Genomic DNA, 23,742 nt, shown 5'->3' on the forward strand with positions numbered 1-23,742 from the left:
CCGCACCGACCCGCTCCGCAACAATCCCCTTTTCCGCCAGGAACGCCTGCACGCTGTCGCGCCGGCGAGGTGGGCGGCGCCGACGGCGATGAAGAGGGTGCCGGAGCCGTCCATCAGCCGCTCGATCTCGTCGGCCCAGCGGCGGTTGCGGTCGGTCAGGATCTTCGTCCGGAAACCCTCGTCGACGATCTCCATGCTGTCGAGGATCAGGGTCATCAGACGCTCGTCCTCTCCGTCCACCCAGGCCGAGGCCATGGATTCAAGGAGGGCGGGGAAGCGGTCCATCTCCTCGATCGAGCCCATCAGCATCTCGACCTGCCGCGCCTCCGCCTCGCCGGAGAGAAGCGCCACCTGGTCCTGCGCGGTCTCGAAGCCGCGGATCGGCTTCTTGCCGAGCATCGCCCGGCGCATCAGCTGGATGTCCGCGCCCTCGAGGCGGTAGCCGGCCTTCTCGGTCGCCGCGGTGCTGAGCGCGATCATCGCCAGCCAGGGCCGCAGCGGATCGATCTGCGCGAAGTCCACGCCGAGACTGTCGGCGCTGGCCTTCACCGTGGCGAGGTCCTCAGGGTCGAGCGTCGTGGTCAGCGGCCGGTCCGGGTCCTTGCCGTAGCTCTCGACGAGGTCGCGGGACTGGCCGCGGATGTCGGTTTCCAGATAGAGGGCGTCGCTCTCGTGCAGCTTGCGCAGCACATCCGGCGTCAGCCAGCGCAGACCCGGCCGCAGGATGTGGATCGTGCCGAACAGGTAGACCGTGCTGTCGGCGTCGCGCGCCACCCAAAGCGCCGGGTCGGCGGCGGCGGGGGTCGTGGCGGTCGCCAGCATCACGCAGGCCGCAAGGCCGCGCTGCCAGGCACCGGCCAAGCCACGCCCCGGGTCTGGCCGGGTTCTCCCCTCAGGGTCCGGTTGCCGCGCCATGGTTCGCTCCTGCCCCGTTGTCCGATCAGCCGGTCGTCTGCCGGCCCGAACGGAATACGCGGCCGATGGGTCCGAGGATCATCGCATATCGTGGTGTCGTTGCCCTATTTTCGCCACGTCCGGTTGACCGTCGCGGTGCGAAGATGCCAAACCGTAAGGCATCCTATCGATCCACCGATCCTTCGCCGGCTTTTGCGCGGGAGGATCCGTTCCGCGCAGGATGCGATGTCGATCACCAGCACGCCCCCCGTTGCCCCGGACACCTCCGAAGCCGAACGGGAGGTGGGGCTGCCGGCGCTGGTGTTCCTCGCCTTCGTGGTGGGCTGCGTGGCGGCGGTCGGAGCGATCGTGTTCAAGTATCTGATCGCGCTGGTCCACAACCTCGCCAACTACGGCGTCCTCTCGTGGGAGATGGACCCGAACCTCTACGGGCCGGAAAGTCCGTGGGGGCCCTTCGTCATCCTCGTGCCGGTGATCGGCGGGCTGATCGTGGTGTTTCTCGTGCGCCGCTTCGCGCCGGAGGCCAAGGGCCACGGCGTGCCGGAGGTGATGTACGCGATCTACCACAAGAACGGCGACGTGCGCGGCATCGTCGCGGTGGTCAAGTCGCTCGCCTCGGCGCTGTCCATCGGCACCGGCGCCTCGGTCGGCCGCGAGGGGCCGATCATCCAGATCGGCTCGTCCTTCGGCTCCACCTTCGGCCGCATGCTCGGCCTTGCCCGCGCCCAGAAGATCACCCTGCTTGCCGCCGGGGCCGGCGCCGGCATCGCGGCGACCTTCAACACTCCGCTCGGCGGCGTGCTGTTCGCCGTCGAGGTGCTGCTGCCGGAGGTGAGCACCCGCACCTTCCTGCCTGTGGTGGCCGCCACCGCCACCTCCACCTACATCGCCCGGCTGGCGCTCGGGGTGGAATCGGCCTTTCTCGTGCCGATCGCCGAGATCCCGCAGCTCGAGACTGTCAACGTGCCGGAGCTGCTCGTTGCCGCCGCGGTCGGTCTTGCCATGGGGGTGGCCGCCTTCGCCTTCGTGCGGGTGCTGGAATTCTGCGAGGACCTGTTCGAGAAGATGCCGGTGAACCCCTATGTCCAGAACGCCCTCGGCATGTCGATGGTCGGCCTCATGGGCTACGGCTTCCTGCACTGGACCGGCCACTACGAGGTGATGAGCGTCGGCTACGCCACGATCCAGTCGGTGCTGGCGGGCGAGAAGACGGTGTTCGTCGTCCTGCTCGCCCTGTTCGTCGCCAAGATGCTCGCCACCTCGATCAGCCTCGGGGCGGGGGCGTCGGGCGGCATCTTCTCGCCGAGCCTGTTCATGGGCGCGACGCTTGGCGGCGCCGTCGGCATTCTCGGCATGACGGTGTTTCCCGATGCCGGGCTCAACGTGCCGACCTTTGCCGTCATCGGCATGGGCGCCATGGTCGGCGGTGCCACCAGCGCGGCGATGACGGCGATCGTGATGATCTTCGAGATGACCCGCGACTACGACATCATCGTGCCGCTGGTGCTGGCCGTGGCGATTGCGGTCGGCGTGCGCCGGGCGCTGGTCGTCTCGGACATCTACACGATCAAGCTGCGCAACCGCGGCAAGCCGATCCCGACCGACCGCTCCACCAACATGTTCCTGGTGCAGCCGGCGCGCGAGGCGATGAGCGGCGCCTTCTCGGTGTTTGCGATCACCACCCCCGTCGCCGAGATGCTGGCGGCCCTGCCCGGGGAGGGGCGCCGGCACGTGATCGTCGCCGACGGCGCGCGCATCGCCGGCTTCGTGCGGATCGCCCGCATTCCCTACCAGCCGGACCGCTTCGCCGGCCAGACGCTCGCCGACATCGTCTCGAAGGACTTCGTGGTGGCGGCCGAGGACAGCACGCTCAACACCGTCGTCACCCGCATGAGCAAGCGCCAGCGCACCTTCGCCGTGATCATCCGGGAAGGGCCCGGCGTGCCGCGGCCCGAGGACGTCGTCGGCGTCATCGACGAGCCCGAACTCGCGGGCGCCTGGTGAGGAACCACTACGGCTGAGGATGCCGCGCGCGTCGGGACCGGGTTCGCACGGCCTGCGGCCGCGGGGCGCGTCAGTCCGGCCGCTTCAGCGCGATGTTGCGCCCGGCGCGCTCGGGTACGGGCAGGCGGCGGTGGGCGAGCTTCATCTCGTCCACCTTGTTCTGGATGTCGGCGGGGAACTCGCAGGCCCTGCGCCGCACCAGATCGACGTGAAGCGAGAGCTGCTCGCAGGTGGCGTGCAGGGTGCCGCCGGTGAAGCTGCGCATCTCGTGGAAGAAATGCAGGCGCTTGCGGTCGGCGGCGAGCAACTGCGTGATCACCTGCACTTTGGCCTCGGACGGCACCTCGGCGAGGTAGCAGGTATGGGTCTCGACCGTGAAGGTCGACAGCTTGCGCAGCGAGGCATAGCCCGGCCCGAGCCCGAGCGAGATCAGGACATCGTCGAGCGCTTGGTCGAAGACGACATGATAGTAGGCCACGTTGAGGTGGCCGTTGTAGTCGATCCAGCCCGCCTCGAGGCCGAAGGGCGGGGAGACATAGGGCACGGACAGGTTCACGGGCGGTCCTCGGCTTTCTTCGGATGCAGGCTGCATTTCATCATGTTTCGGCGCGTGCGGGCAGGGCTTTCGGCAGATTCCCTTTCGCCAACCGGATTTGCAGGCAACGGAGCCCGAAATCGCCGCTGCATCGCCCTCGATCATCCCGCAGGGCAGCGTAAAGCTTTTTGCGAACGGCTGCGCATTTGATAGGTTCCCTGTCGGCTGGCAGATCGGGCCGATGGAGTGCGTGTGCCGTGGAGTTTTCGCAGATGAGCGTGACGGAGGCGACGACCGGAGGCGATGACCGGCGCGCCCAGGCCTTCGACGCCCTCGCGGCGCAGTTCGGCGATCGCTTCAGCCGGTCCGAAGCGGTGCGGCTGCAGCATGGCCACACCGTCACCCTGCTGGCGAATCAGCCGCCCGAAGCCGTCGTCTTCGCCGAAAGCACGCAGGATGTGGCGTTTGCCGTGCGCGTCTGCGCCGACGCCGGCGTCCCGGTGATCGCGTTCGGCACCGGCACTTCGCTGGAGGGCCACGTCAACGCGCCGCGCGGCGGTGTTTCCATCGATCTTTCCCGGATGAACCGGATCGTCGAGATCAATCCCGACGACCTCGACTGCACGGTGGAGCCCGGCGTCACCCGCAAGGCGCTCAACGCCCATCTGCGCGACACCGGCCTGTTCTTCCCGATCGATCCCGGCGCCGACGCCAGCCTCGGCGGCATGACCGCGACCCGCGCCTCGGGCACCAACGCCGTGCGCTACGGCACGATGAAGGACAACGTGCTGGCGCTGACCGTCGTGCTGCCGTCGGGCGAGGTGATCCGAACCGGCAGCCGTGCGCGAAAATCGTCTACAGGCTATGATCTCACCCGGCTGTTCGTCGGCTCGGAGGGCACGCTCGGCATCATCACCGGCATCACCCTCAAGCTGTTCGGCATTCCCGAAGAGATCGCGGCCGGCGTCTGTCCGTTCGAAAGCGTCGACGGCGCCTGCCGGGCGGTGATCGCGACGATCCAGAGCGGCATTCCGGTCGCGCGGATCGAGCTGCTGGACGCCGAACAGGTGGCCGCCTGCAATGGCTATTCGAAGCTGACGCTCGCCGAGGTGCCGACGCTGTTCGTCGAGTTCCACGGCACGAAGGCCGGGGTCGCCGAACAGGCGGATCTCTTCGGGGCCATCGCGGCCGACAACGGCGGCGGCGCCTTTGTCTGGGCGACGCGGGCCGAGGACCGCTCGCGCCTGTGGCAGGCGCGCCACGACGTCTACTGGGCGACGCAGGCGCTGAAACCCGGCTGGCGCGTCACCGCCACCGACGTCTGCGTGCCGATCTCGCGGCTCGCCGACTGCGTGGTCGCGACCGCCGCAGATGTCGCCGACAGTGGCCTGATCGCCCCGATCGTCGGCCATGTGGGTGACGGCAACTTCCATCTGACACTGCTCGCCGACCCGGCCGACCCGGAGATGCTGGGCCGCGCCTCCGCGCTGATCGGCCGGCTCAATCTCCGGGCGATCGAGATGGGCGGCACCTGTTCGGGCGAGCATGGGGTCGGCCAGGGCAAGCTGAAATATCTCGAACGCGAGCACGGTCCCGGCGCCCTCGACGTCATGCGGCGGATCAAGCATGCGATCGACCCCGACGGCATCATGAACCCCGGCAAGATGCCGGGATGACGGCGCACGGAACGCGAGCGGAGGCGGGATCCTGAACCAGCTCTATTTCGGCATCGGTGTCGCGATCGTCCTGGCGCTGCTGACGGCGCTGGTCGGGCCGTTCTTCGTCGACTGGAATGCCTTCCGCTCCAGTTTCGAGGCCCAGGCCGAGGCGGTGATCGGCCATCCGGTTCGTGTCGACGGCACGGCGGACGCGCAGCTGCTGCCGCTGCCGTCGCTGACCTTCACCGACGTGCGGATCGGCGAGGCCGGCGTCGCGCCGCTGATGACGGTCAAGCGCTTTGCCGTGCGCGTGGAGCTGTTTCCGCTTCTGACCGGCGAGGTGCGGGTCGTCGAGATGGCGCTCGACGAACCCTCGGCCAACATCCGCATCACCGAGGAGGGCGGCTTCGAGTGGCTGTCCGCCCGCGAGGACGGGCCGATCGATCCGAGGCGCGTGGTGCTGGAACGGGTCGACATCCGCAACGGCCGGGTCAGCGTCGTCGACCTGCGCCGCAAGGCCGAATATGTGGTCACCGACATCGACGCGCTCGTCGATGCCCGCTCGCTGGCGGGGCCCTACAAGCTCGACGCAGCGGTGTCTTCGACGGCGTGCCGGCCCGCATCCGCGCCTCCTCCGGCGAGCCGGACGAAGCGGGCGCGGTGCGGCTTTCCGCGGAAATCCTCCCCGCCGACCGGCCGCTGTCGGTGACCGTCGACGGCAAGCTGTCGGTGGAGGGCAGCGTGCCGAACTACGCCGGCACGATGGCGCTGACGCGGGTGATGCCTGCGGAGCCCGGCGACATCCAGCCGTTCCACGTCACCGCCGCCTTCGACCTCGACCCCTACCGCTTCCTGCTCAAGGACGGCGAGTTCCGCTACGGGCCCGAGGACCGGCCCTTCGTGGTGACCGGGGCGGCCAACGTCACCTTCGCCGACGCGCCCTTCTTCGACGCGGTGCTGTCGTCGCGGCAGATCGACGTCGACCGTACGCTCGGCGGCGGCGCCAGCAGCCCCGTCGCCTTCGCCGACGCGCTCGACGGCTTTGCCGCGGCGCTCTCCGCCCTGCCGCGCCCGCGCATTCCGGGCCAGATCGGCTTCGACATTCCCGGCATCGTGATTGGCGGCGACCTGATCCAGGACGTCCGCTTCGATGCCTCCACCCGCGACAACGGCTGGCGCATCGACCAGTTCGAGGCGCGCCTGCCGGGCCAGAGCGAACTGGCGGCGACCGGCGAGATCAAGACCGGCGGCGCCGACACCGCAGGCAGCCCGCTCGGCGGCCTCGCCTTCACCGGCCATGCGGCGCTCGCCTCGCGCCAGCGGCCACGCTCGTTTCCTGGTGGCGGCCGGGCCGCGACGCCGGGCGACTGTCGGCCTTCTCGCTGGCCGCCGACGTCTCGGCCTCGGGCGAGGGGATCACGCTGCGCGACCTTGCCGCGACCATCGGCGAGGCCGAGATTTCCGGCACCTTCGACTACACGCCGGCGGCCGGCGCGCGCAGGCCCCACCTCGCCGCCGATCTCGACGCCGGCCAGCTCGACCTTGGCGCGGTGCGCTCGCTCGCGGCGCTGGTCGCCGGCAACGACCCGGCAACGAGCCTTGCCGCGTCCGACTTCGCCCTGAAGCTGCGGGCCGAGGCGGTGGATTTCGGCACCGTGACCGCCGGCGGGGTCGATGTCGATGCCCGCCTCGAAGGCGGCACCCTCGGTCTCGACCGCTTCCGGGTCCGGGATCTTGCCGGCGCGGCGATCACCGCCTCCGGCCGGATCGTCGACGTGGCCCGCGCCCCCGACGGCCGGATCGAGGCGTCGGTGTCCGTCGAGGACGGAAAGGCTGCGGCGCAGCTGGCCGCCGATCTTCTCCCCGAAAGCCGGACCGCCGCCCTTGCGGCCGTCGCCGGTCCGGTGGCGACCCCGCTGCGCCTGCGCGTCGAGCTTGACGCCCGCGCCAAGGGCGAGGGCACGGTGGCGGCCGCGGTGCTGTCCGGCACGGCCGGGGCAACCCAGATCGAGACCCGGATGGCCTTCGAGGGCCGGGTCGACCGCTGGCGCGACGCAGCGTCGATCTCGATGCCCGGCTGGAGGGGCCGAACGGCGCCCGGCTGATGCGCCAGCTCGGCTTCGATGTGGACGACGGCGGTACTCCCGGCGCCGGGCAGGTCACGCTCAAGGCCGGCGGCGTGCCGGAGCGCGCGCTCACCGTCGCCGCCGACGCGACCCTCGGCGGCACATCCACCAGCATCGAGGGCACGATCGCGCTGCCGGCCGTTGCGCCCGTCACCGCCGATCTCGCCGTCCGCCTCGGCAGCGACGACATCGGCCCGGTGCTGGCGCTGGCGGGACCGCGCCTTGCCAGCCTGACGATGAGCCTGCCGCTCGATCTCTCCGCGAGGGTCACGGCGGCCGGAAACCGCATCTCCGCCACGGACATCGCCGGCAGCTTCGCCGGCACGCCGACGGCCGGCGCGCTGTCGCTGGATCTCGCCCCGGCGCGGCCGGCGGTCGGCGGCGAATTGTCCTTCGGCGAACTCGAGGCCGCCGGCCTTGCCGAGATCGCGCTCGGCGCCGGCACGCTGGAGCCGCCGATCGACGCGGCGACACCCTGGCCGGAAATCCCCTTCGGCGCCTCGATCGCGGACGGGCTCGACGGCGACGTCGCGGTGCGCGTGCGACGGGTCGGCATTGCCGAAGGGCTCGACCTCGACGACGTCACGCTGCACCTGCGTTCCTCGTCCAACGCGTTCGCCGTCGACGACATCTCGGGCGTCTTCGCCGGTGGCCGGGCGACCGGCAGCCTTGTGATCAAGCGCGGCGGCAACGGCACGGCCGACATCGCCCTGCGTGCGCAGGTCGCCGGGGCGGCGCTGGACGACATCGTCTGGCAGCGGGCCGGGCGGCCGGTGGCCACGGGCCGCTTCGATCTCGATCTGGACGTGGAGGGCGTCGGGCGTTCGCTCGCCGGCGTCATCTCCGGCCTTGGCGGCGGCGGCAGCTTCAGGGCCACCGACGGCGTGCTGCGCTCGTTCAACCCGGCCGCCTTCGGCGCGGTGATCCGCGCTGCCGATGCCGGCCTCGACCTCAACGACGCCGAGATCGCCCGCGCCTTCACCAGCCACGTGGACGCCGGCGATCTGGTCTTTGCCGGCATCGAGGGCTCGTTCTCGCTGGCGGGCGGCACGTTGCGGGCGCCGCGGCTGGAGGTGTCCGGCAGCCGGGCCGAGACGGTCGGCTCCGCCGTCGTCGATCTCACGCGCGGCACGCTGTCGAGCGACTGGAGCCTGTCGATCGACCCGGGCGCGGACGCGGTGACCGGTGCGCAGCCGCAGGTCGGCATCCTGTTCCGCGGCCAGGCGACGGCGCCGGAGCGCACGATCGACGTCACCGCCTTCACCGCCTACCTGACCCTGCGGGCCTTCGAGCGCGAGGTGCGCCGGGTCGAGGCGATGCAGTCCGACATTCTGGAGCGCGAGACCTTTGCCCGCCAGGTGAAGCGGATCCGGCAGGATCGCGAGCAGGCGCTGCGCGACGCGGAAGCCGCCCGGATCGCGGCCGAACGGGCCGCCGCCGAACGGGCGGCCGAGGAACGCGCCGCGCTGGAGCGCGCCGAGGCCGAGCGGGCGGAGGCGGAACGGGCAGCCGCCGAGCAGGCGGCCGAGGAGGAACGGGCTGCGGCCGAGCGCGCGGCACAGGAACGGGCCGCGGAGGAGGAACGGGCACGACAGCCTGCGGAAATGGACCTCCTGCCCGGCGTCTCGCCCGAGGTCCAGCAATTTGCCCCGCAGACAGGCGGGCCGGGTACAGACACGGCTCCGCCTGCGGAGGACGACTTCGGCGACCTGATCCGCCAGAAGCTCGAACAGTTGCCGCTGGAGCCCCTGCCACCGCCCATCGACGTCGGCCCGTCGCCGGGTGGGGGGTGAGGGGGGCATTAAGCGGCGCGTTGGCTTTGGCGGTGTCTGCCGCTGGCCGAGAAGGCCTCTCCATCGTCATTCCCGCGAAGGCGGGAACCCATCAGTCGGCAGGATCAACATCGAGATTCGGAAGAAAATCTGCTGATAATACAACGTTCTGTCCGGCGTTGCGCCCGGAGATGGATGGGTTCCCGCGTTCGCGGGAATGACGATGGAGAGGTGGTTGACTTTCCGCGTCAGTCTGAAGACATCGCTTGCCCCGAGGCCGCAGCCTCCACCCGTCTCAGCACCGTCACGCGCAGGGCCGAAGCCAGATTGCCCTCGCCCCGTCCGCGATCGACCGAGGCGACGAAGGCGGCGAGGCTGAGGCCGTCTTCGGCGGCGAGACGCTCAACGGCAGTCCAGAATTCCGGCTCGAGGGCGACGCTGGTGCGGTGGCCGGCGAGCGAGAGCGAGCGCTTTTCCATGGCTGGGACGGTTCTCACGTCGATGGCCTGTCACGGCGGATGACAGGGCGGGTCTGCGGCTCGGGTCGGCAGAGGTGGCATCCGGCGGGCGAGAATCGTGGCACGACAGGCGCCGTTAGGTGGGCCGGCTGCGGATCAGGTCCGCCGCGGACCGGCGTCGCCGGATGGCTGCGGCGCATCGGGCGCGGAGGACGGGGCGACGAAATCACCCGCAGCCCGATCAGCCCGACCCGTGTTGGCATCGTTCCGGTCGGTCGCCACCCGGCCGGCCTCCAGCCTATGACCCTCGAGCCGGCTGGACTCGATCCGCTCCTGCGCCGCGATCCGGTCCTTTTCCGCACGGGTGCGGCCGAACTTCACCCGGTTTTCGGCCGCCTGCGCGTCCTTGTCGGACCGCGCCTTGCGCTTGCGGGCAAGACGCAGGTTGACGACTTCGCCCATCGCCGCGCCTCAGGTCTTCTTGCGGAATGCGTCGAGCGACACGACGGCGGCGCCCTTGGCGGCGTCGTCGGCCGGCTCGGCGGCGGTTTCGTCGGCAGCCTGAGCGGCGACGGGAAGCTTGGCCGCCGGCGCTTGGCCGGCTGCGGTGCCGGGAAGGCCGCGGGCGCGCCGGGTTCGGCCGGCGCCGGCGTCGCGGCTTCGGCCGCCTCGTCGACGGGCACCTCGAAGCGGACGCCGAATTCCACGGACGGGTCGAAGAAGCCCTTCAGCGCGGTGAAGGGCACATGCAGCCGCTCCGGCACGCCGCCGAAGGCGAGGCCGACCTCGAAGGCGGTCTCGGTGACGGTCAGGTCCCAGAACTGGTGCTGGAGGACGATGGTCATCTCGTCCGGATAGCGCTCGCGCAGGCGCGAGGAGATGCGCACGCCCGGTGCGCGGCTGTCGAGGGCAATGAAGAAGTGATGCTCGCCGGGCAGGCCCGCGCGGGCCACCTCGCCAAGCACCTTCTTGACCACGCCGCGCAGGGCGTCCTGGGTCAGGACATCGTATCTGATGAGATCTTCCGCCATCAACTCGTTCCATCGCCCGGCGGATGCCGCAGGATCCGGGGCTCGTCATAGGGTTTGGTCGTCGGATGCGCGCCGCACCGGGATCATGACGATCCGCCGAAGGACGACTTTCGCGTCGCCGCGACCATTGCGGCAATCCTATCCGAACATCGCCCGGCGCGGAAACGCTTTTCCGGCAAGGCTGACGCGCCGCCACCGCGAAAGATCGCGGCAATCGCCCGCGCGGCAGCGCAGGGACGGACAGGCAGAAACAACGAAAGCAGGGAAGTGGAGGCTTCTGTTGCCAGGTGCCTCCGGACCCCGCCTGAAAGTGCTACCCCTCAGGACTTGATTTCGGTTACCGGCACCGCATTACGCGGCGACAGCGACCGGAGCATAGTTGTCATTGGCAACTACAATTTTAGCCCGATAACGGCGGTACCATGCCGAGCGAAAGAAAGACCTTTACACCCTCGTCGATCCTGTTTCGCCCCCGCCGGAGCCCGCGTCTGATCCGCATGTGGATGCGGGCCGCGGGCTCGGGTGGAGGCGCCGGGTACCGCCCCCGGGTCCGATAGGTTTATTACGTCACCCATTTATCGCCATAGCCGACTTGCGCCGGCACCGGGAATATAGGGATGGCGGATCGCTTTGCAAAGGCGGTTGTCGGATGGCCCATGACGAATTCGGCCGCGCGATTTCATGCGCCGCGTTCGGATGCGGGGCGGCTGCCGATTTCGGGGGACGATCGACATCGTGACTTGATCGGGCGACGATCGACGGGAATCAATGCCGGGCGGCGACGCCGGGCGCCGGGACTGGAGTGGCCCATGAAGACCTATCACGACCTCCTCGAGCGCGTGCTGCGCGAGGGAACGTCCAAGGAGGACCGCACCGGCACCGGCACGCTCTCGGTCTTCGGCCACCAGATGCGCTTCGACCTTGCCGACGGCTTTCCGCTGGTGACGACCAAGAAGGTGCATCTGAAGTCGGTGATCCACGAACTGCTGTGGTTCCTTGCCGGCGACACCAACGTCGGCTACCTGCGCGACAACGGCGTCACCATCTGGGACGAATGGGCCGACGAGCGCGGCGACCTCGGCCCGGTCTACGGCGCGCAGTGGCGCTCCTGGCCGGCGCGCGACGGCAGCACCATCGACCAGATCGCCTGGGTGGAGCGGGAGATCCGGCGCAATCCCGATTCGCGGCGCCTGATCGTCTCGGCTTGGAATCCGGCCGACGTGGAGGCGATGGCGCTGCCGCCCTGCCACTGCCTGTTCCAGTTCTATGTCGCGCGCGGAAAGCTCTCCTGCCAGCTCTACCAGCGCTCGGCCGACATCTTCCTCGGCGTGCCGTTCAACATCGCCGGCTATGCGCTGCTGACCCAGATGCTGGCGCAGGTGACCGGGCTGGAGCCGGGCGACTTCGTCCACACCCTCGGCGACGCCCATCTCTACCGCAACCACATCGAGCAGGCCGAACTCCAGCTGTCGCGGGCGCCGCGCGCGCTGCCGCGCATGCGGCTCGATCCGTCGGTGCGCAGCCTGTCGGAGTTCCGCTACGGGCATTTCACGCTCGAAGGCTACGATCCGCATCCGGCGATCCGCGCCGAAGTGGCGGTCTGACGGCAACGGGTGCTCCGCATCATGACCCTTTCGATCCGCTCCGCCACCGCGGCCGACGCCGCGCTCGTCCACACCCTGGTGCGCGAGCTGGCGCTCTACGAAAGCCTCGAAGGCGAGATGACGGCGAGCCCGGACGATCTTGCCGCCGCCCTCGGCGCGTCGCCGCCGCATGTCTCCTGCGACATCGCCGAGGAGGACGGCGCGGCCGTGGGCGCCGCCGTCTGGTACTACACCTTCTCCACCTTCGTCGGCCGGCGCGGGATCTTCCTCGACGACCTGTTCGTGCGGCCGGCCCACCGCGGCAAGGGCGTCGGCAAGGCGCTGCTGGTGCATCTGGCGCAGCGCTGCGCGGCGGAAGGCCTCGGCCGGCTCGACTGGTACGTGCTCGACTGGAACGCACCGGCGATCGGCTTCTACGAAGCGCAGGGCGCCGAGATCCACCGCGAATGGCTGCCGGTGCGGGTCAGCGGCGCGGCGCTGGCCAGACTTGGCGCAGAGGCAGCAACATGAGCGAACCGATCCTCTCCCTCGTCGTCGCGGTCGCGGCCAACGGCGTCATCGGCGCCGACGGCGACATGCCGTGGAAGCTGTCCTCGGACCTGAAGCGCTTCCGCCGGCTGACCATGGGCAAGCCGGTGGTGATGGGCCGCAAGACCTTCGCCTCGATCGGCCGGCCGCTCGACGGGCGGACCAACATCGTCGTCACCCGCGACGACGGCTTCCGGCCGGAGGGTGCCACGGTCGTCTCCGACCTTGCCGCCGCGCTGGCGGCGGCGCGGCTTTCCCCGGGCGGGGACGGCGAGATCATGGTGATCGGCGGCGGCACGATCTACGGCCAGTTGATCGGCGACGCGGACCGGCTCTATGTCACCCATGTGGACGCGGCGCCCGCCGGCGACACGCGGTTCCCGGCGATCGACCCGGACGTCTGGGCGGTGGTTTCCGAAGAGCCGATCCCGCGCACCGAACGCGACAGCGCCGAGGCGCGGTTCGTCGTCTACGAGCGGCGAGGCGGTTGACGCCGGCTGCATGAAGGCTGGAAGGAGAGGGCGGTGACGGATTTCGACGTCGTGGTCGTCGGCGCGGGTGCGGCGGGATTGTCCGCCGGGCGCCGGCTGATGGAGGCCGGGCTTGCGGTGCAGGTGGTCGAGGCCGCCGGCCGGCGCGGGGGACGGGCCTTCACCGACGCCGAGACCTTCGGCATGCCCTTCGACCGCGGCTGCCACTGGCTGCATTCGGCCTCGGTCAATCCCTATCGCCGGATCGCCGACGAGCTCGGCATCGCCTACGAGAGCCGCCGCAGCCGGCGTTCGCTGAAACTCTGCATCGACGGCGCGCCGGCGCCCGAAGAGGTGCGCCAGGCGGCGATGGACGCGATCGAGGCCGGCTTTGCTGCCGCGGATGCGGCCGGCGAGCGCGGCGAGGACGTCTCCGCCCTGTCGGTGCTCGACCCCTCCGACCGCTGGTTTCCGCTGGTCGATCACTGGATGCGGCTGTTGTCGGCGCTCGATCCGGCGCAGATCTCGACGCTGGACCTGTCGCGCTACCACGACACCAACGAGAACTATCCGGTCGAGGACGGCTACGGCGCGCTGGTGCTCGCCCATGGCGCTTTGGTGCCGGTGACGCTGTCCTGCCCGGTGTCGGCGATCGACCTCACCGGGCCGATGGTGCGGATCGAGACCGCGGCCGGCACGCTGCGGGCACGGGCCGTGATCGTCACCGTCTCCACCTCGGTGCTGGCCGCCGGAGCGATCCGCTTCACGCCCGAGCTTCCGGCGGTCACCCAGGAGGCGATCGCCGCCTGTCCGCTCGGCACGGCCGAGAAGGTGGTCTACGTCTTCGACCGGCTGATCGAGGACCTGCCGGCCACCAGCTATGTCGAGACCTTCGATCCGGACCGTCCGGAGCGAAAGCCGATCAACTTCACGGTCAATCCCTTCGGCCGTCCGATGGCGATCGGCCAGCTCGGCGGCTCGCACGCCCTCGGGCTGGAAGCGGACGGCGAGGCGGCGATGCTGGATTTCGGGCGCCAGGGCCTCGTCAACGCCTTCGGCTCGGACATCGCAAAACGCATCGTCGGGGCGACGGCCACCCACTGGGTGTCCGATCCCTTCGTGCGCGGCGCTACTCCTGCGCGCTGCCGGGCAAGGCCGACCTGCGGCGGCATCTTGCCGATCCGGTCGGTGACCGGCTGTTCCTTGCCGGCGAGGCGGTGTCCGACCACGCCTTCTCCACCGCGCACGGCGCCCATCAGAGCGGTCTCGATGCGGCGGGACGGGTGATTGCGCTTCTGGCCGGGTCCACGCGGGAGGCAATGTCGTAAGGCTGCCTGCAAGTCGTTGAACTTGCGGGCGCCGGACCCTACTTCATGCGTGGGTGCGTAAAGCATATGCCACCTTGACCGGGGCCGCGGGGCGCCGGTTTCGTTGAATGGCAGGCCGCTTGCGCCTATAAGCCTCCACGAGAGCCTTTACCGAAAATGATGCCGGCCCCTCCTGAGGGCTGCGAGAAGAGGATCGGGAACACATGCCTTGGAGCAACCAGAGTGGCGGCGGTGGCCGTGGAGGTGGCAATGGTCCGTGGGGGCAGCCACCCCGTGGCGGCGGCTCGGGCGGCGGTCAGCAGCCCCCGGATCTGGAGGAACTGCTCCGGCGCAGTCAGGACAAGCTGAAGCAGATGATGCCGGGCGGCGGCGGGTCGTCCGGCTCGCTCGCGCTTCTTCCGCTGATCCTCGTCGTGGCGGTGGGCTTCTGGCTCTACCAGAGCGTCTACGTCGTCCAGCCGGACGAGGTCGGTGTCGAGCTCCAGTTCGGCAAGGTCAAGCCGGACACCAATCCGCCCGGCATGCACTTCATCTTCTGGCCGTTCGAGACGGTCGAGAAGCCGCAGGTGCTCAAGGAAAACCAGGAGACGATCGGCGTGAACCGCGCGCCGGCCGGGAGCCAGGGCAACATCATGCTGGCGAGCGACCAGAACCTCGTGGACATCAAGTTCACGGTGAACTGGAAGATCAACGATCCGATCAAGTATCTGTTCCAGATCGCCAATCAGCCGGATCTCGTGCGCGTGGTCTCCGAGGCGGCGATGCGTGAATACGTGGCGGTGACGCCGGCCGAGACGGTGCGTACCGCCGGTCGTACCGCGGGCAGCCTTGCGGTCGAGGACATCATCCAGAACGTGCTCGATTCCTACGACGCCGGCATCCTCGTGACCTCGGTCAACATGGAGCAGGCCCTGCCGCCGGCCGACGTCCGCGACGCCTTCGACGAAGTCGTCCGCGCCGGTCAGGACCGCGAACGCTTCCAGCAGCAGGCGATGGAATATTCCAACAAGCGGCTCGGCGACGCCCGAGGCGAGGCCAGCCAGATCCGCGAAGCGGCGCTCGGCTACCGCGACCGCGTGATTGCCGAGGCGACCGGTGAGGCCCAGCGCTTCGACGCCGTCTACGAGCAGTATCGCCTCGCGCCGGACGTGTCGCGCAAGCGCATGTATCTGGAGACGATGGAAGAAGTGCTCTCGAAGTCCAAGAAGGTCATCATTGACCAGGGTGCCGGCAGCGGGGTCGTTCCCTACCTGCCGCTTCCCGAAGTCGACCAGCGCCGCCAGCAGGGGGTGAACTGATGCGTGGAGCTGCTTTCCCAGGTGCCGTGATCGTTCTTCTGATCGCGGCCTTCGTTGCCTATTCCTCGATGTTCATCGTCAACCAGCGCGAGCAGGCCATCCAGCTCCGCTTCGGCGAGATCCAGCGGGTGATCCAGGAGCCGGGCATCTACTTCAAGCTGCCGACCAGCGCGGTCGACAGCGTGCAGTATTATGACCGCCGGCTGCAGACGCTCGAGCTGAACGGGATGGAAGTCCTGTTCCGCAACGATCGCCGGTTCATCGTCGACGCGTTCGCCTCGTACCGCATCCTCGATCCGCAGGCCTTCCGCGAATCGGTGGGCGGCAACATCCAGCTGGCGCAGGAGCGCCTGCGCACCCGCATCGACTCGCGCCTGCGCGAGGTCTACGGCCAGCGGTCCTACGAGGAAGCCTTCAGCAGCGAGCGCGCCGACATGATGCGTCAGGTCCGCGACCTGATCCGTCCGGACGCGTCGAGCCTCGGCATCGGCGTGGTCGACCTGCGCATCCGCCAGACCGAGCTCCCCGCCGACGTGCGGTCGCAGACCTACGAGCGGATGCGCTCCGAGCGTCTGGCCGTCGCCGCCAAGGAGCGCGCGAACGGTACGGAAGCGGCGCTGCGAATCCGCGCCGAGGCCGACCGTGAGGCAACGGTGCTCGTCGCCGAGGCCCAGCGTGACGCGAGGTGCTGCGCGGTACCGGTGACGCCGAGAAGAACCGGCTGTTCGCCGCCGCCTTCAGCAAGGACGAGGGCTTCTTCGAGTTCTACCGGTCGATGCAGGCCTACCTGACCGCGCTGGAAGCAGGCGACTCGCAGCTGGTGCTGTCGCCGACGTCGGAGTTCTTCCGCTACTTCGGCTCGTCGGAAGCATCCTGCCGGGGGCGACGCCGTCCGAGCCTGCCGTGCCTGCGCCGGCTGCACCGGCCGCCGCCGCCGCGCCGCAGCCCGCGACGCCGTGAGTGATCTCTTCGCGGCACTCGGCCTTGCGGTCGCGCTGGAGGGGCTCCTCTACGCGGTCGCGCCGGGTGCCGTGCGACGATACCTGCAGTCGCTTGCCGTCCTCAACGACACGCGGCTGCGCACCGCCGGTCTGTTCGCCATGGCGCTCGGCGTGGTGGTCGTCTGGCTGGTGCGGGGATGAACGGGCGCGGGGTTACCCGCGCCCTTCGCCTGCGCGTCACGCCCTCGAAATGCCGGGATCGTGATGTCGCATGGGCCGAAATTCGGCTGCCGCCGGCGCGGCCTTGCCGGATACTGTGCGAAGACCACATTGCAGGGGAGCCAGGCTTCGGTGCCTGACCCCGATGCCGGAGCAGCGCCGGAAATGCTGATGCGAACTGGAGGAAAGCGGCCGATGGCCAGCCAGCCCAATGTCCTGAACCGCTTCTGCCGGGGTGCCGGAACCGCCGTCGTCGCCGTCGCCCTCCTTGCCGGCGCGACGCTCGGGCCCGCCCATGCGCAGCAGGGCCCGGCCTCCGTTGCCGATCTCGCCGAAGGCTGATCGACGCGGTCGTGAACATCTCCACCTCGCAGCAGGTGGTCGGCAACAACCGGCCGGTCCCGCTGCCGAAGGTGCCCGAAGGCTCGCCCTTCCAGGAGTTCTTCGACGAATTCTTCGACAACCAGAATCGCGGCGAGGGCGGCTCGCGCAAGGTGCAGTCGCTCGGCTCGGGCTTCGTGGTCGACGCCTCCGGCATCATCGTCACGAACAACCACGTGATCGAGGATGCCGACGAGATCATCGCCAACTTCAACGACGGCTCCAAGCTCACGGCCGAGCTGATCGGGCGCGACGAGAAGACCGACATCGCCGTGCTGCGCGTCAAGCCGGACAAGCCGCTCACCGCCGTCAAGTTCTCCGAAACCGAGCAGATCCGGGTCGGCGACTGGGTGATGGCCATCGGCAACCCGTTCGGCCTCGGCGGAACGGTGACGGTCGGCATCGTGTCGGCGCGCAACCGCGACATCAACTCCGGCCCCTACGACAACTACATCCAGACGGACGCGGCCATCAATCGCGGCAACTCCGGCGGTCCGCTGTTCGACATGAACGGCGCCGTGGTCGGCGTGAACACGGCGATCATCTCGCCGTCGGGCGGCTCGATCGGCATCGGCTTTGCCGTTCCGTCCGAGATCGCGCGCGGCGTGGTCAACCAGTTGGTCGAATTCGGCGAGACCCGCCGCGGCTGGCTTGGCGTCAACATCCAGCAGGTGACGGACGAACTCGCCGAGAGCCTCGGTATCGGGGCTGCGCGTGGCGCCCTGGTCGCGGGCGTGGCCGACGACGGTCCTGCCAAGGCGGCCGGCATCCGTCCGGGCGACGTGATCGTGTCCTTCGACGGCCAGCCGATCACCCAGATGCGCGAGCTGCCGCGGATCGTCGCCACCACCGACATCGGCAAGGCGGTCGACGTGACCGTGCTGCGCCAGGGGGCCGAGGAAAAGCTTCAGGTCACCCTCGGCCGGCTGGACGAGACCCAGGCCGCCCAGGCCGACACGACGGTGGAGGAGCCGGACGCGCCGGCGCCCAAGCCCATGGAAAAGGTGCTCGGCCTGTCGCTGTCCGTCCTTGACGACGCGGCCCGCCAGCAGTTCAGCATCGGCGCCGACATCCGCGGCGTGGTCGTCACCGCGGTCGATCCGAATTCGCCGGCCGCCGAAAAGCGGGTGACCGCCGGCGACACGATCGTCGAGGTGGCGCAGGAGGCCGTCTCCACGCCGGAGGACGTCGCCTCGGCGGTGGCAGAGCTGAAGAAGATCGATCGCCGCTCGGCGCTGCTGCTGATCGCCAATCCGCAGGGCGAGCTGCGCTTCGTCGCGCTCCGGATCGACTGACCCGGCTCATCGGCTGATATCGAGACCAACAGGCTGCGGCCGGGCATTGCCCGGCCGTTTGCGTTCAGGTGGTCCGTGTGGTGCCGGGCGCGCGATCCGCCACAGGCCGTGACGGCCGAGCCGGTGTCCTGCCGGCAAGGCGGGGTGGTCGAAGTCGGCAGCAAGGTCGCGCGACATGCCGATCCGTTCCATCACCGCATGCGACTTCACATTTGCCACATGGGCGACGGCGACGATCTCGGTCAGCCCTTCGGAAAAGCCATGGGCAAGGCAGCCGCCCGCGCCCTCGCTGGCGTAGCCCTTGCCCCAGTGGGCGCGGGCAAGCCGCCAGCCGACCTCGACGGCCGGGGTGAAGGCGGCGTCGTAGGGCACGCGCTGCAGGCCGATGACGCCGACGAAGTCGCCGGTCGCGCGGATCTCGGCGGCCAGCATGCCGAAGCCGCCGTCGCGGCGGCGCTGCTCCAGCCGCGCGATCACCGCCTCGGTTCCGGCCAGGTCCAGCCGGTCGGGAAAGAATTCCATGACCTCGGGGTCATCGCACATCGCGGCGAAGGGCAGGAGATCGCGCGCCTCCCAGGGCCGCAGGATCAGACGATCCGTCTCGATCCGCGTCATTCGACGAACTCGGCGCGGCTGTAGCCCTGGATGTAGAGGAGGGCGGTCAGGTCGGCATGGTCGATGCGGGCATGGGCGGCCGCGGCCACCTTCGGCTTGGCGTGATAGGCAACGCCGAGACCGGCGGCGCCGATCATCGCCAGATCGTTGGCCCCGTCGCCGACCGCCATCGTCGCCGTGTCGGCAAGGCAGAGGTGGTCGCGCAACTCCACCAGCGTCTGCAGCTTGGCCTCCCGGCCGAGGATCGGCTCGGCGACCTCGCCGGTGAGCCGCCCGTCCTCCTCGACCAGCAGGTTGGCGCGGTCCTCGTGAAAGCCGATCAGGGCGGCGACCGGGCCGGTGAAGACCGTGAAGCCGCCGGAGACGAGCGCCGTGTAGGCGCCGTAGGCGCGCATGGTGCGCACCAGTTCCGGCCCGCCGGGCGTCAGCCGGATCCGGCTCTCGATCACCCGGGTGACGACCTCGGAGGGCAGGCCCTTCAGCAGGGCAACGCGCTCGCGCAGCGCCGGCTCGAATTCGATCTCGCCGCGCATCGCCCGCTCGGTGATGGCCGAGATATGGTCCTTCAGCCCGACCTCGGCGGCGAGTTCGTCGATGCATTCCTGGCCGATCATGGTGGAATCCATGTCGGCGAGAAACAGCGCCTTGCAGCGGGTCGCCGCGTTCTGGACGACGACGTCGACGGGAGCGTCGCCGATGACGTCGCGCAGGCTCTGCCTGCTCGTCGCCGCGTCGGCACCGGACGGGAGCAGGAGATCGACGGCGATGGCCGGTGCGAGCACGGTCGTCGCCTCGGCCTTGACGGCGCGGGCCGCGGCAGCGATCAGACTGTCGGTCACGGCCGCCGTGTGCGGCGAGGCGACGAGGGTTGCGACGAGCGGCATGGCGGTTCCCGGATGGACCCGCCGGCAGGCGGCGGATGACGGATGGAAGCGATGGCGGGAGAACTCCCGGATGCGATCCTGATAGCGGGGCCGACGGCGAGCGGCAAGACGGCGCTGGCCGTGCGGCTGGCCCGTGCCCTTGGCGGCGAGATCGTCAATGCCGACGCGATGCAGGTCTATGCCGAGCTCTCGGTCCTCACCGCCCGGCCGCTGCCGGAGGAAACCGGCGGCGTCGCCCATCACCTGTTCGGCCACGTGCCGGTGGCGGAGGCCTACACCGTGGCCCGCTGGCTGGCCGATGCGGTGGCGGCGATCGAGGCGATCCGCCGGCGCGGCGCGGTGCCGATCGTCACCGGCGGCACGGGGCTCTATTTCACGGCGCTCACCGCCGGACTGTCGCCGGTGCCGGCGATCGATCCGGCGATCCGCGAAGCGTGGCGGGCGCGGGCGGCGAGCGCGCAGGCCGGCGAACTCCACGACGAACTGGCGCGGCGCGATCCGGCCATGGCCGAACGGCTGCGTCCGGCCGACAGCCAGCGGATCCTCCGGGCGCTGGAGGTGATGGACTCGACCGGCCGGTCGCTGCATGCCTGGCAACAGGTGCCCGGCGAGCCGCCGCTCGCGCCGGGGAGCTGGCGCGGCCATGTGCTGGCGCCGCAGCGGGCGTGGCTGCACGGGCGGATCGCCCGGCGGTTCGAGGCGATGGTGGAGACGGGCGGGCTGGAGGAGGCGGCCCGCGTCGACAGCCTCGGCCTCGATCCGGCGCTGCCCGCGATGAAGGCGATCGGCGTGCCCGAGATGGTGGCGGCCGCGCGCGGCGAGAGGGACCTTGCCGCGGCGGTCGAGGCGGCGGTGACGGCGACCCGGCGCTACGCCCGGCGGCAGGAGACATGGTTCCGAAACCAGTTCGGGACGTGGCGGCGCCATGATCCGCAGCGGATCGAGGCCGACGAGGCCGCGTTTCTGGCGTCCTTCATGCTGTGATCAGGCCGAGGGCTGCGGGGCCTGCGTCAGATCTCGATATCGAGACGGTTGCGGCCGTTTGCCTTGGCGCTGTAGAGCGCCCGGTCGGCCCGCGAGACCACCGCATCGACCGAGAATTCGCCGGCCCGGCGCAGGGTTGCCCCGAGGCTGACGGTCACCGGGATGCTGGCGAGGCCGGTGATGAACGGGGCGTCCGCGATGGCGGCGCGCACGCGTTCGCCGATCTCGCGAACCTCCCGCTCGCTGGCATCGGGCAGCAGCACCACGAATTCCTCGCCGCCGAGGCGGGCGAACAGGTCGTCGCGGCGGATCGCCTCGCGGCAGCGGCGGGTGAATTCCTCCAGCACGATGTCGCCGTCACCATGGCCGTGGTTGTCGTTGATGCGCTTGAAGTGGTCGATGTCGAGCAGCAGCATCGCGATGTTGCCGTGGCCGTCCGGGGACGTAGCGAACAGGCGATCGGCTTCCTCGAAGAAGCGGCGGCGGTTCATGATGCCGGTCAGCGGATCGGTGTCGGCCAGCCGGCGCAGTTCGCGGGCGTAGGCCCGTTCCTTGGTCACGTCGAGAAACAGGTTGACGTGCAGGTCGAGCAGCGTGCGATGCCGGAACTGGATCGTGCGGCGCGAGCCGTCCTTGGTGGCGACCTGAAGCTCGAAGGGCGTCATCTCGCGGTTCTCGGCGCGGGCCTCCTCGACGGATTTTTCCCACAGGTTGCGGGCAAAGCGCCGGTAGTCGGGGTCCGGATAGGCATGCCGCCACCAGTCCTCGCTGGTCTTGAGTTCATATTGCTCGAAGCCGAACAGCTCGTGGAAATGGGCGTTCACGAACTGGGCCTCGTCTGCGAGATTGGTGATCTCGAGCCCGAAGGGCAGCCAGTTGAGCAGGGCGAGGAGATTTTCCTGCCAGGTTGCGATCGCGACGGAGCCGGGGGGCGGGGATTCGCTGATGGTGAACAGCCGCATCGCCGTGCCGTCGACGACGACAGGTGCGATGGTGACGAGCATGACCCGGCAATGATCGCCGAACTGGCAGCGCACGAGGATCGGCTCGCCGATCATGCCGACACGGCCGACGCTCCAGGTCTGGGCCAGCGTGCGGGCCGCCTCGATGCCGACGAGGTGGTCGATCGGGCAGGGCAGGCTGATGTCGGCGCCGAGGCGGAACATGACCCCGGCGCTGCGGTTCATCGCCCGCACCACAAGCGCGTCTTCCTCCACCACCAGCACGGGGGTGCCGAGGCAGTTGATCCAGAAATCCATGTCGAAGAAGCTGCGGCCGGGCTCCACGGCCGGCGCGCTGCGCGGCGCGGCGTCCGGATCGATCCGGTGGGACGCCTTGACGACGTTCATCGCACGGGTCTCCCCTGGGTCCGGACAGCAGACGGCATGAGGCTGCGGCATCCGGGGGATACCGCAGCCGTGCCAGCACCAGTTGCAGAGACGAGATCGACCATGCACCCTTCGTCCACCTCGGCGAACGAGGCAGGACCCTTTCCGGAGAGGGCGGAATACCAGGGTCACACTAGGACGGGGACGTAAGCATTTCGTTTATTTGCATGTTGGATTTTCGTGGAATTCGTCCGGAATTCCGGGTTCTGTGGCTCAGGAATTGCGGTTTTGATGCCCGATTCCCGGCCCGCGGCTCACGACGACGTGCCAAGAGCCTTGGCGATCTCGTCGACGTTGTGGCGCAGCATCTTCAGGTAGGTCGGCGCGGGGCCATCCGGTCCCGACAGGGATTCCACATAGAGTTCGCCGCCCGGCTGCGCGCCGGTCGCCTCGGCGATCTGGCTGACAAGGCGGGGATCCGACGAGTTCTCGACGAAATAGGCCTTCACGCCCTCGGCGCGGATCTGATCGATCAGCTTCGCGACATCGGCAGCCGAGGCCTCTGCCTCCGTGGACAGGCCCACAGGCGACAGCAGGGTGACGCCATAGGCGGCCCCGAAATAGCCGAAGGCGTCGTGGCTGGTGAGGATCTTGCGCCGCTCGGCCGGCACCGCACCGATGGTCTCGCGGGCATAGGCGTCGAGGGCCTTCAGTTCGGTCACGTAGGCGGCCGCATTGGCGGCGAATGTCGCGGCGTCCTCGGGATCGGCGGCCGCGAGTGCCTTCTCGATGTTGGCGACCCAGATCTCCACATTCGCCGGATCGTTCCAGACATGGGGATCCTGCTCGCCATGGTCGTGTTCTGCATGGGCGTCATCAGAGGCATGAGTGTCATGTTCCGCGTCGGCGTCATGCGCGTCATGGTCGGTGTGGCCCTCATGCGCGTCGTGATCTGCCTCCTCCATCTCGCGCGGCCTGATGCCTTCCGAGGCGACCACCGGGGTGCCGCCATAGCCGGAGGCGGAAATCAGCCGCTCCATGAAGCCTTCGAGCCCGAGGCCGGACATGAACACGAGGTCGGCGGCCTTGAGCCGGCTGGCGTCGGCCGGGGAGGGCGCGAATTCGTGGGCATCGCCGTTCGGGCCGATCAGCGTCGTCACCGTGACCTTGTCGCCGCCGACGGCCTTCACCACGTCGCCGAGCACGGTGAAGGTGGCAACGACCTGAAGGTCTTTCGCAAAGGCGGAGCCGGAGACGAGGGCCGAGAGGGCGAGCGCCATCGTTCCCGCAAGCAGGGTGGGTCGTGTCATCGCTATGGTCCTTTCGAGGAAGCGCGTCGTCCGGGGTCCGGGAGGCCGGAAGGCACGC

The 23,742-nt window shown here is 69.5% G+C and carries 24 protein-coding genes, 1 other RNA gene and 2 pseudogenes; 17 read left to right on the forward strand and 10 right to left on the reverse strand.

Translation table 11 applies throughout. From position 1 onward, the window contains the following. On the reverse strand, positions 1 to 861 hold an 861-nt coding region (locus A6302_RS08570; protein ID WP_069306690.1), incomplete at its 3' end, for a TraB/GumN family protein. Between the two features lie 279 nt (positions 862 to 1,140). Here A6302_RS08570 and A6302_RS08575 point away from each other — a divergent pair. Continuing rightward, positions 1,141 to 2,919 (forward strand): chloride channel protein, encoded by a 1,779-nt coding sequence (locus A6302_RS08575; RefSeq protein ID WP_069306691.1) that lies wholly within the window; start codon positions 1,141 to 1,143, stop codon positions 2,917 to 2,919. A gap of 70 nt (positions 2,920 to 2,989) precedes the next feature. On the opposite strand, the gene A6302_RS08580 is transcribed toward A6302_RS08575, so the two are convergent. Next, positions 2,990 to 3,475: a thioesterase family protein gene (locus tag A6302_RS08580; protein WP_069306692.1), complete on the reverse strand. Its 486-nt coding sequence runs from the start codon at positions 3,473 to 3,475 to the stop codon at positions 2,990 to 2,992. Between the two features lie 251 nt (positions 3,476 to 3,726). Between A6302_RS08580 and A6302_RS08585 the strand changes: the two genes are divergently transcribed. From A6302_RS08585 to A6302_RS25265, 5 genes are all read left to right on the forward strand, one after another. After that, entirely contained in the window at positions 3,727 to 5,130 is a 1,404-nt protein-coding gene (locus A6302_RS08585) for an FAD-binding oxidoreductase (protein WP_069306711.1), read from the forward strand. Between the two features lie 70 nt (positions 5,131 to 5,200). Continuing rightward, positions 5,201 to 5,821, forward strand: a complete 621-nt coding sequence (locus A6302_RS08590; protein ID WP_280938989.1) for an AsmA family protein — start codon at positions 5,201 to 5,203, stop codon at positions 5,819 to 5,821. After that, positions 5,773 to 6,735 carry an AsmA family protein gene (locus A6302_RS08595; RefSeq protein ID WP_069306694.1) on the forward strand — a complete coding sequence of 321 codons (963 nt, stop codon included), beginning with the start codon at positions 5,773 to 5,775 and terminating at the stop codon, positions 6,733 to 6,735. The genes A6302_RS08590 and A6302_RS08595 overlap by 49 nt, the downstream gene beginning before the upstream one ends. Then, positions 6,663 to 7,217 carry a hypothetical protein gene (locus A6302_RS08600; protein ID WP_069306695.1) on the forward strand — a complete coding sequence of 185 codons (555 nt, stop codon included), beginning with the start codon at positions 6,663 to 6,665 and terminating at the stop codon, positions 7,215 to 7,217. The genes A6302_RS08595 and A6302_RS08600 overlap by 73 nt, the downstream gene beginning before the upstream one ends. Further along, positions 7,217 to 9,031, forward strand: coding sequence for an AsmA family protein (locus A6302_RS25265; RefSeq protein ID WP_069306696.1), 1,815 nt, complete (start codon positions 7,217 to 7,219; stop codon positions 9,029 to 9,031). The genes A6302_RS08600 and A6302_RS25265 overlap by 1 nt, the downstream gene beginning before the upstream one ends. Positions 9,032 to 9,258: 227 nt before the next feature. On the opposite strand, the gene A6302_RS08610 is transcribed toward A6302_RS25265, so the two are convergent. The 4 genes from A6302_RS08610 to ssrA form a co-directional block, all read right to left on the reverse strand. Beyond that, positions 9,259 to 9,507, reverse strand: coding sequence for a ribbon-helix-helix domain-containing protein (locus A6302_RS08610; RefSeq protein WP_245293993.1), 249 nt, complete (start codon positions 9,505 to 9,507; stop codon positions 9,259 to 9,261). Positions 9,508 to 9,624: 117 nt separating this feature from the next. Then, positions 9,625 to 9,930 carry a DUF4169 family protein gene (locus tag A6302_RS25720; RefSeq protein WP_069306698.1) on the reverse strand — a complete coding sequence of 102 codons (306 nt, stop codon included), beginning with the start codon at positions 9,928 to 9,930 and terminating at the stop codon, positions 9,625 to 9,627. Beyond that, complete coding sequence (locus tag A6302_RS08620) at positions 9,846 to 10,499, reverse strand: SspB family protein (protein WP_141703570.1); 654 nt, start codon at positions 10,497 to 10,499, stop codon at positions 9,846 to 9,848. Before A6302_RS08620 ends, A6302_RS25720 begins: the two co-directional genes overlap by 85 nt. Positions 10,500 to 10,765: 266 nt before the next feature. After that, positions 10,766 to 11,140, reverse strand: a transfer-messenger RNA (tmRNA) gene (ssrA, locus tag A6302_RS08625). Positions 11,141 to 11,308: 168 nt separating this feature from the next. Here ssrA and A6302_RS08630 point away from each other — a divergent pair. From A6302_RS08630 to A6302_RS08665, 10 genes and pseudogenes are all read left to right on the forward strand, one after another. Beyond that, the gene (locus A6302_RS08630; protein WP_069306699.1) at positions 11,309 to 12,103 is read left to right on the forward strand and encodes a thymidylate synthase; all 795 of its coding nucleotides are present in this window, start codon (positions 11,309 to 11,311) and stop codon (positions 12,101 to 12,103) included. Positions 12,104 to 12,124: 21 nt separating this feature from the next. Next, entirely contained in the window at positions 12,125 to 12,613 is a 489-nt protein-coding gene (locus tag A6302_RS08635; protein ID WP_069306712.1) for a GNAT family N-acetyltransferase, read from the forward strand. After that, positions 12,610 to 13,122, forward strand: coding sequence for a dihydrofolate reductase (locus tag A6302_RS08640; RefSeq protein WP_083255632.1), 513 nt, complete (start codon positions 12,610 to 12,612; stop codon positions 13,120 to 13,122). Before A6302_RS08635 ends, A6302_RS08640 begins: the two co-directional genes overlap by 4 nt. Positions 13,123 to 13,173: 51 nt before the next feature. Next, a pseudogene (locus A6302_RS08645) lies at positions 13,174 to 14,175 on the forward strand (flavin monoamine oxidase family protein); the annotation flags it as partial. Between the two features lie 122 nt (positions 14,176 to 14,297). Beyond that, positions 14,298 to 14,429 carry an FAD-dependent oxidoreductase gene (locus tag A6302_RS25270; RefSeq protein ID WP_280938991.1) on the forward strand — a complete coding sequence of 44 codons (132 nt, stop codon included), beginning with the start codon at positions 14,298 to 14,300 and terminating at the stop codon, positions 14,427 to 14,429. A 203-nt stretch (positions 14,430 to 14,632) separates the two neighbouring features. Then, positions 14,633 to 15,727, forward strand: a complete 1,095-nt coding sequence (gene hflK / locus A6302_RS08650; protein ID WP_069306701.1) for an FtsH protease activity modulator HflK — start codon at positions 14,633 to 14,635, stop codon at positions 15,725 to 15,727. A 26-nt stretch (positions 15,728 to 15,753) separates the two neighbouring features. After that, on the forward strand, positions 15,754 to 16,518 hold the full coding sequence (gene hflC / locus A6302_RS08655) for a protease modulator HflC (RefSeq protein ID WP_342586241.1): 765 nt from the start codon (positions 15,754 to 15,756) through the stop codon (positions 16,516 to 16,518). Beyond that, positions 16,503 to 16,691 (forward strand): hypothetical protein, encoded by a 189-nt coding sequence (locus A6302_RS25725; RefSeq protein WP_342586242.1) that lies wholly within the window; start codon positions 16,503 to 16,505, stop codon positions 16,689 to 16,691. Before hflC ends, A6302_RS25725 begins: the two co-directional genes overlap by 16 nt. Then, entirely contained in the window at positions 16,684 to 16,869 is a 186-nt protein-coding gene (locus A6302_RS08660; RefSeq protein ID WP_069306702.1) for a DUF2065 domain-containing protein, read from the forward strand. The genes A6302_RS25725 and A6302_RS08660 overlap by 8 nt, the downstream gene beginning before the upstream one ends. A gap of 213 nt (positions 16,870 to 17,082) precedes the next feature. Continuing rightward, positions 17,083 to 18,563: pseudogene (locus tag A6302_RS08665) on the forward strand (Do family serine endopeptidase). A gap of 6 nt (positions 18,564 to 18,569) precedes the next feature. Here A6302_RS08665 and A6302_RS08670 read toward each other — a convergent pair. Both A6302_RS08670 and serB read right to left on the reverse strand, forming a co-directional pair. Further along, a complete protein-coding gene (locus A6302_RS08670; RefSeq protein ID WP_069306703.1) occupies positions 18,570 to 19,178 on the reverse strand; it encodes a GNAT family N-acetyltransferase in 609 nt (202 codons plus the stop codon). Beyond that, a complete protein-coding gene (gene serB, locus A6302_RS08675) occupies positions 19,175 to 20,062 on the reverse strand; it encodes a phosphoserine phosphatase SerB (RefSeq protein ID WP_069306704.1) in 888 nt (295 codons plus the stop codon). The genes A6302_RS08670 and serB overlap by 4 nt, the downstream gene beginning before the upstream one ends. A gap of 51 nt (positions 20,063 to 20,113) precedes the next feature. Here serB and miaA point away from each other — a divergent pair, with 51 nt between their 5' ends. Continuing rightward, positions 20,114 to 21,046, forward strand: a complete 933-nt coding sequence (miaA, locus tag A6302_RS08680) for a tRNA (adenosine(37)-N6)-dimethylallyltransferase MiaA (RefSeq protein WP_245293995.1) — start codon at positions 20,114 to 20,116, stop codon at positions 21,044 to 21,046. A 26-nt stretch (positions 21,047 to 21,072) separates the two neighbouring features. Here miaA and A6302_RS08685 read toward each other — a convergent pair whose 3' ends face one another. Beyond that, the gene (locus A6302_RS08685; protein WP_069306706.1) at positions 21,073 to 22,395 is read right to left on the reverse strand and encodes a GGDEF domain-containing protein; all 1,323 of its coding nucleotides are present in this window, start codon (positions 22,393 to 22,395) and stop codon (positions 21,073 to 21,075) included. A 293-nt stretch (positions 22,396 to 22,688) separates the two neighbouring features. After that, positions 22,689 to 23,684: a metal ABC transporter solute-binding protein, Zn/Mn family gene (locus tag A6302_RS08690; RefSeq protein WP_069306707.1), complete on the reverse strand. Its 996-nt coding sequence runs from the start codon at positions 23,682 to 23,684 to the stop codon at positions 22,689 to 22,691. Positions 23,685 to 23,742: the final 58 nt, after the last annotated feature.

The sequence above is a fragment of the Methylobrevis pamukkalensis genome, from assembly GCF_001720135.1.
Taxonomy (GTDB): domain Bacteria; phylum Pseudomonadota; class Alphaproteobacteria; order Rhizobiales; family Pleomorphomonadaceae; genus Methylobrevis; species Methylobrevis pamukkalensis.

Excerpts from the sequence above, each read along its gene's own strand:
- A6302_RS08585 (WP_069306711.1), top strand. The coding sequence starts at position 3,727 with ATGAGCGTGACGGAGGCGACGACCGGAGGCGATGACCGGCGCGCCCAG.
- A6302_RS08640 (WP_083255632.1), top strand. The coding sequence starts at position 12,610 with ATGAGCGAACCGATCCTCTCCCTCGTCGTCGCGGTCGCGGCCAACGGC.
- serB (WP_069306704.1), bottom strand. The coding sequence starts at position 20,062 with ATGCCGCTCGTCGCAACCCTCGTCGCCTCGCCGCACACGGCGGCCGTG.
- A6302_RS08575 (WP_069306691.1), top strand. The coding sequence starts at position 1,141 with ATGTCGATCACCAGCACGCCCCCCGTTGCCCCGGACACCTCCGAAGCC.
- A6302_RS08685 (WP_069306706.1), bottom strand. The coding sequence starts at position 22,395 with ATGAACGTCGTCAAGGCGTCCCACCGGATCGATCCGGACGCCGCGCCG.
- A6302_RS08630 (WP_069306699.1), top strand. The coding sequence starts at position 11,309 with ATGAAGACCTATCACGACCTCCTCGAGCGCGTGCTGCGCGAGGGAACG.
- A6302_RS08690 (WP_069306707.1), bottom strand. The coding sequence starts at position 23,684 with ATGACACGACCCACCCTGCTTGCGGGAACGATGGCGCTCGCCCTCTCG.
- A6302_RS25720 (WP_069306698.1), bottom strand. The coding sequence starts at position 9,930 with ATGGGCGAAGTCGTCAACCTGCGTCTTGCCCGCAAGCGCAAGGCGCGG.
- miaA (WP_245293995.1), top strand. The coding sequence starts at position 20,114 with ATGGCGGGAGAACTCCCGGATGCGATCCTGATAGCGGGGCCGACGGCG.
- A6302_RS08670 (WP_069306703.1), bottom strand. The coding sequence starts at position 19,178 with ATGACGCGGATCGAGACGGATCGTCTGATCCTGCGGCCCTGGGAGGCG.
- A6302_RS08635 (WP_069306712.1), top strand. The coding sequence starts at position 12,125 with ATGACCCTTTCGATCCGCTCCGCCACCGCGGCCGACGCCGCGCTCGTC.
- A6302_RS25265 (WP_069306696.1), top strand. The coding sequence starts at position 7,217 with ATGCGCCAGCTCGGCTTCGATGTGGACGACGGCGGTACTCCCGGCGCC.
- A6302_RS08620 (WP_141703570.1), bottom strand. The coding sequence starts at position 10,499 with ATGGCGGAAGATCTCATCAGATACGATGTCCTGACCCAGGACGCCCTG.
- A6302_RS25725 (WP_342586242.1), top strand. The coding sequence starts at position 16,503 with ATGCAGGCCTACCTGACCGCGCTGGAAGCAGGCGACTCGCAGCTGGTG.
- hflK (WP_069306701.1), top strand. The coding sequence starts at position 14,633 with ATGCCTTGGAGCAACCAGAGTGGCGGCGGTGGCCGTGGAGGTGGCAAT.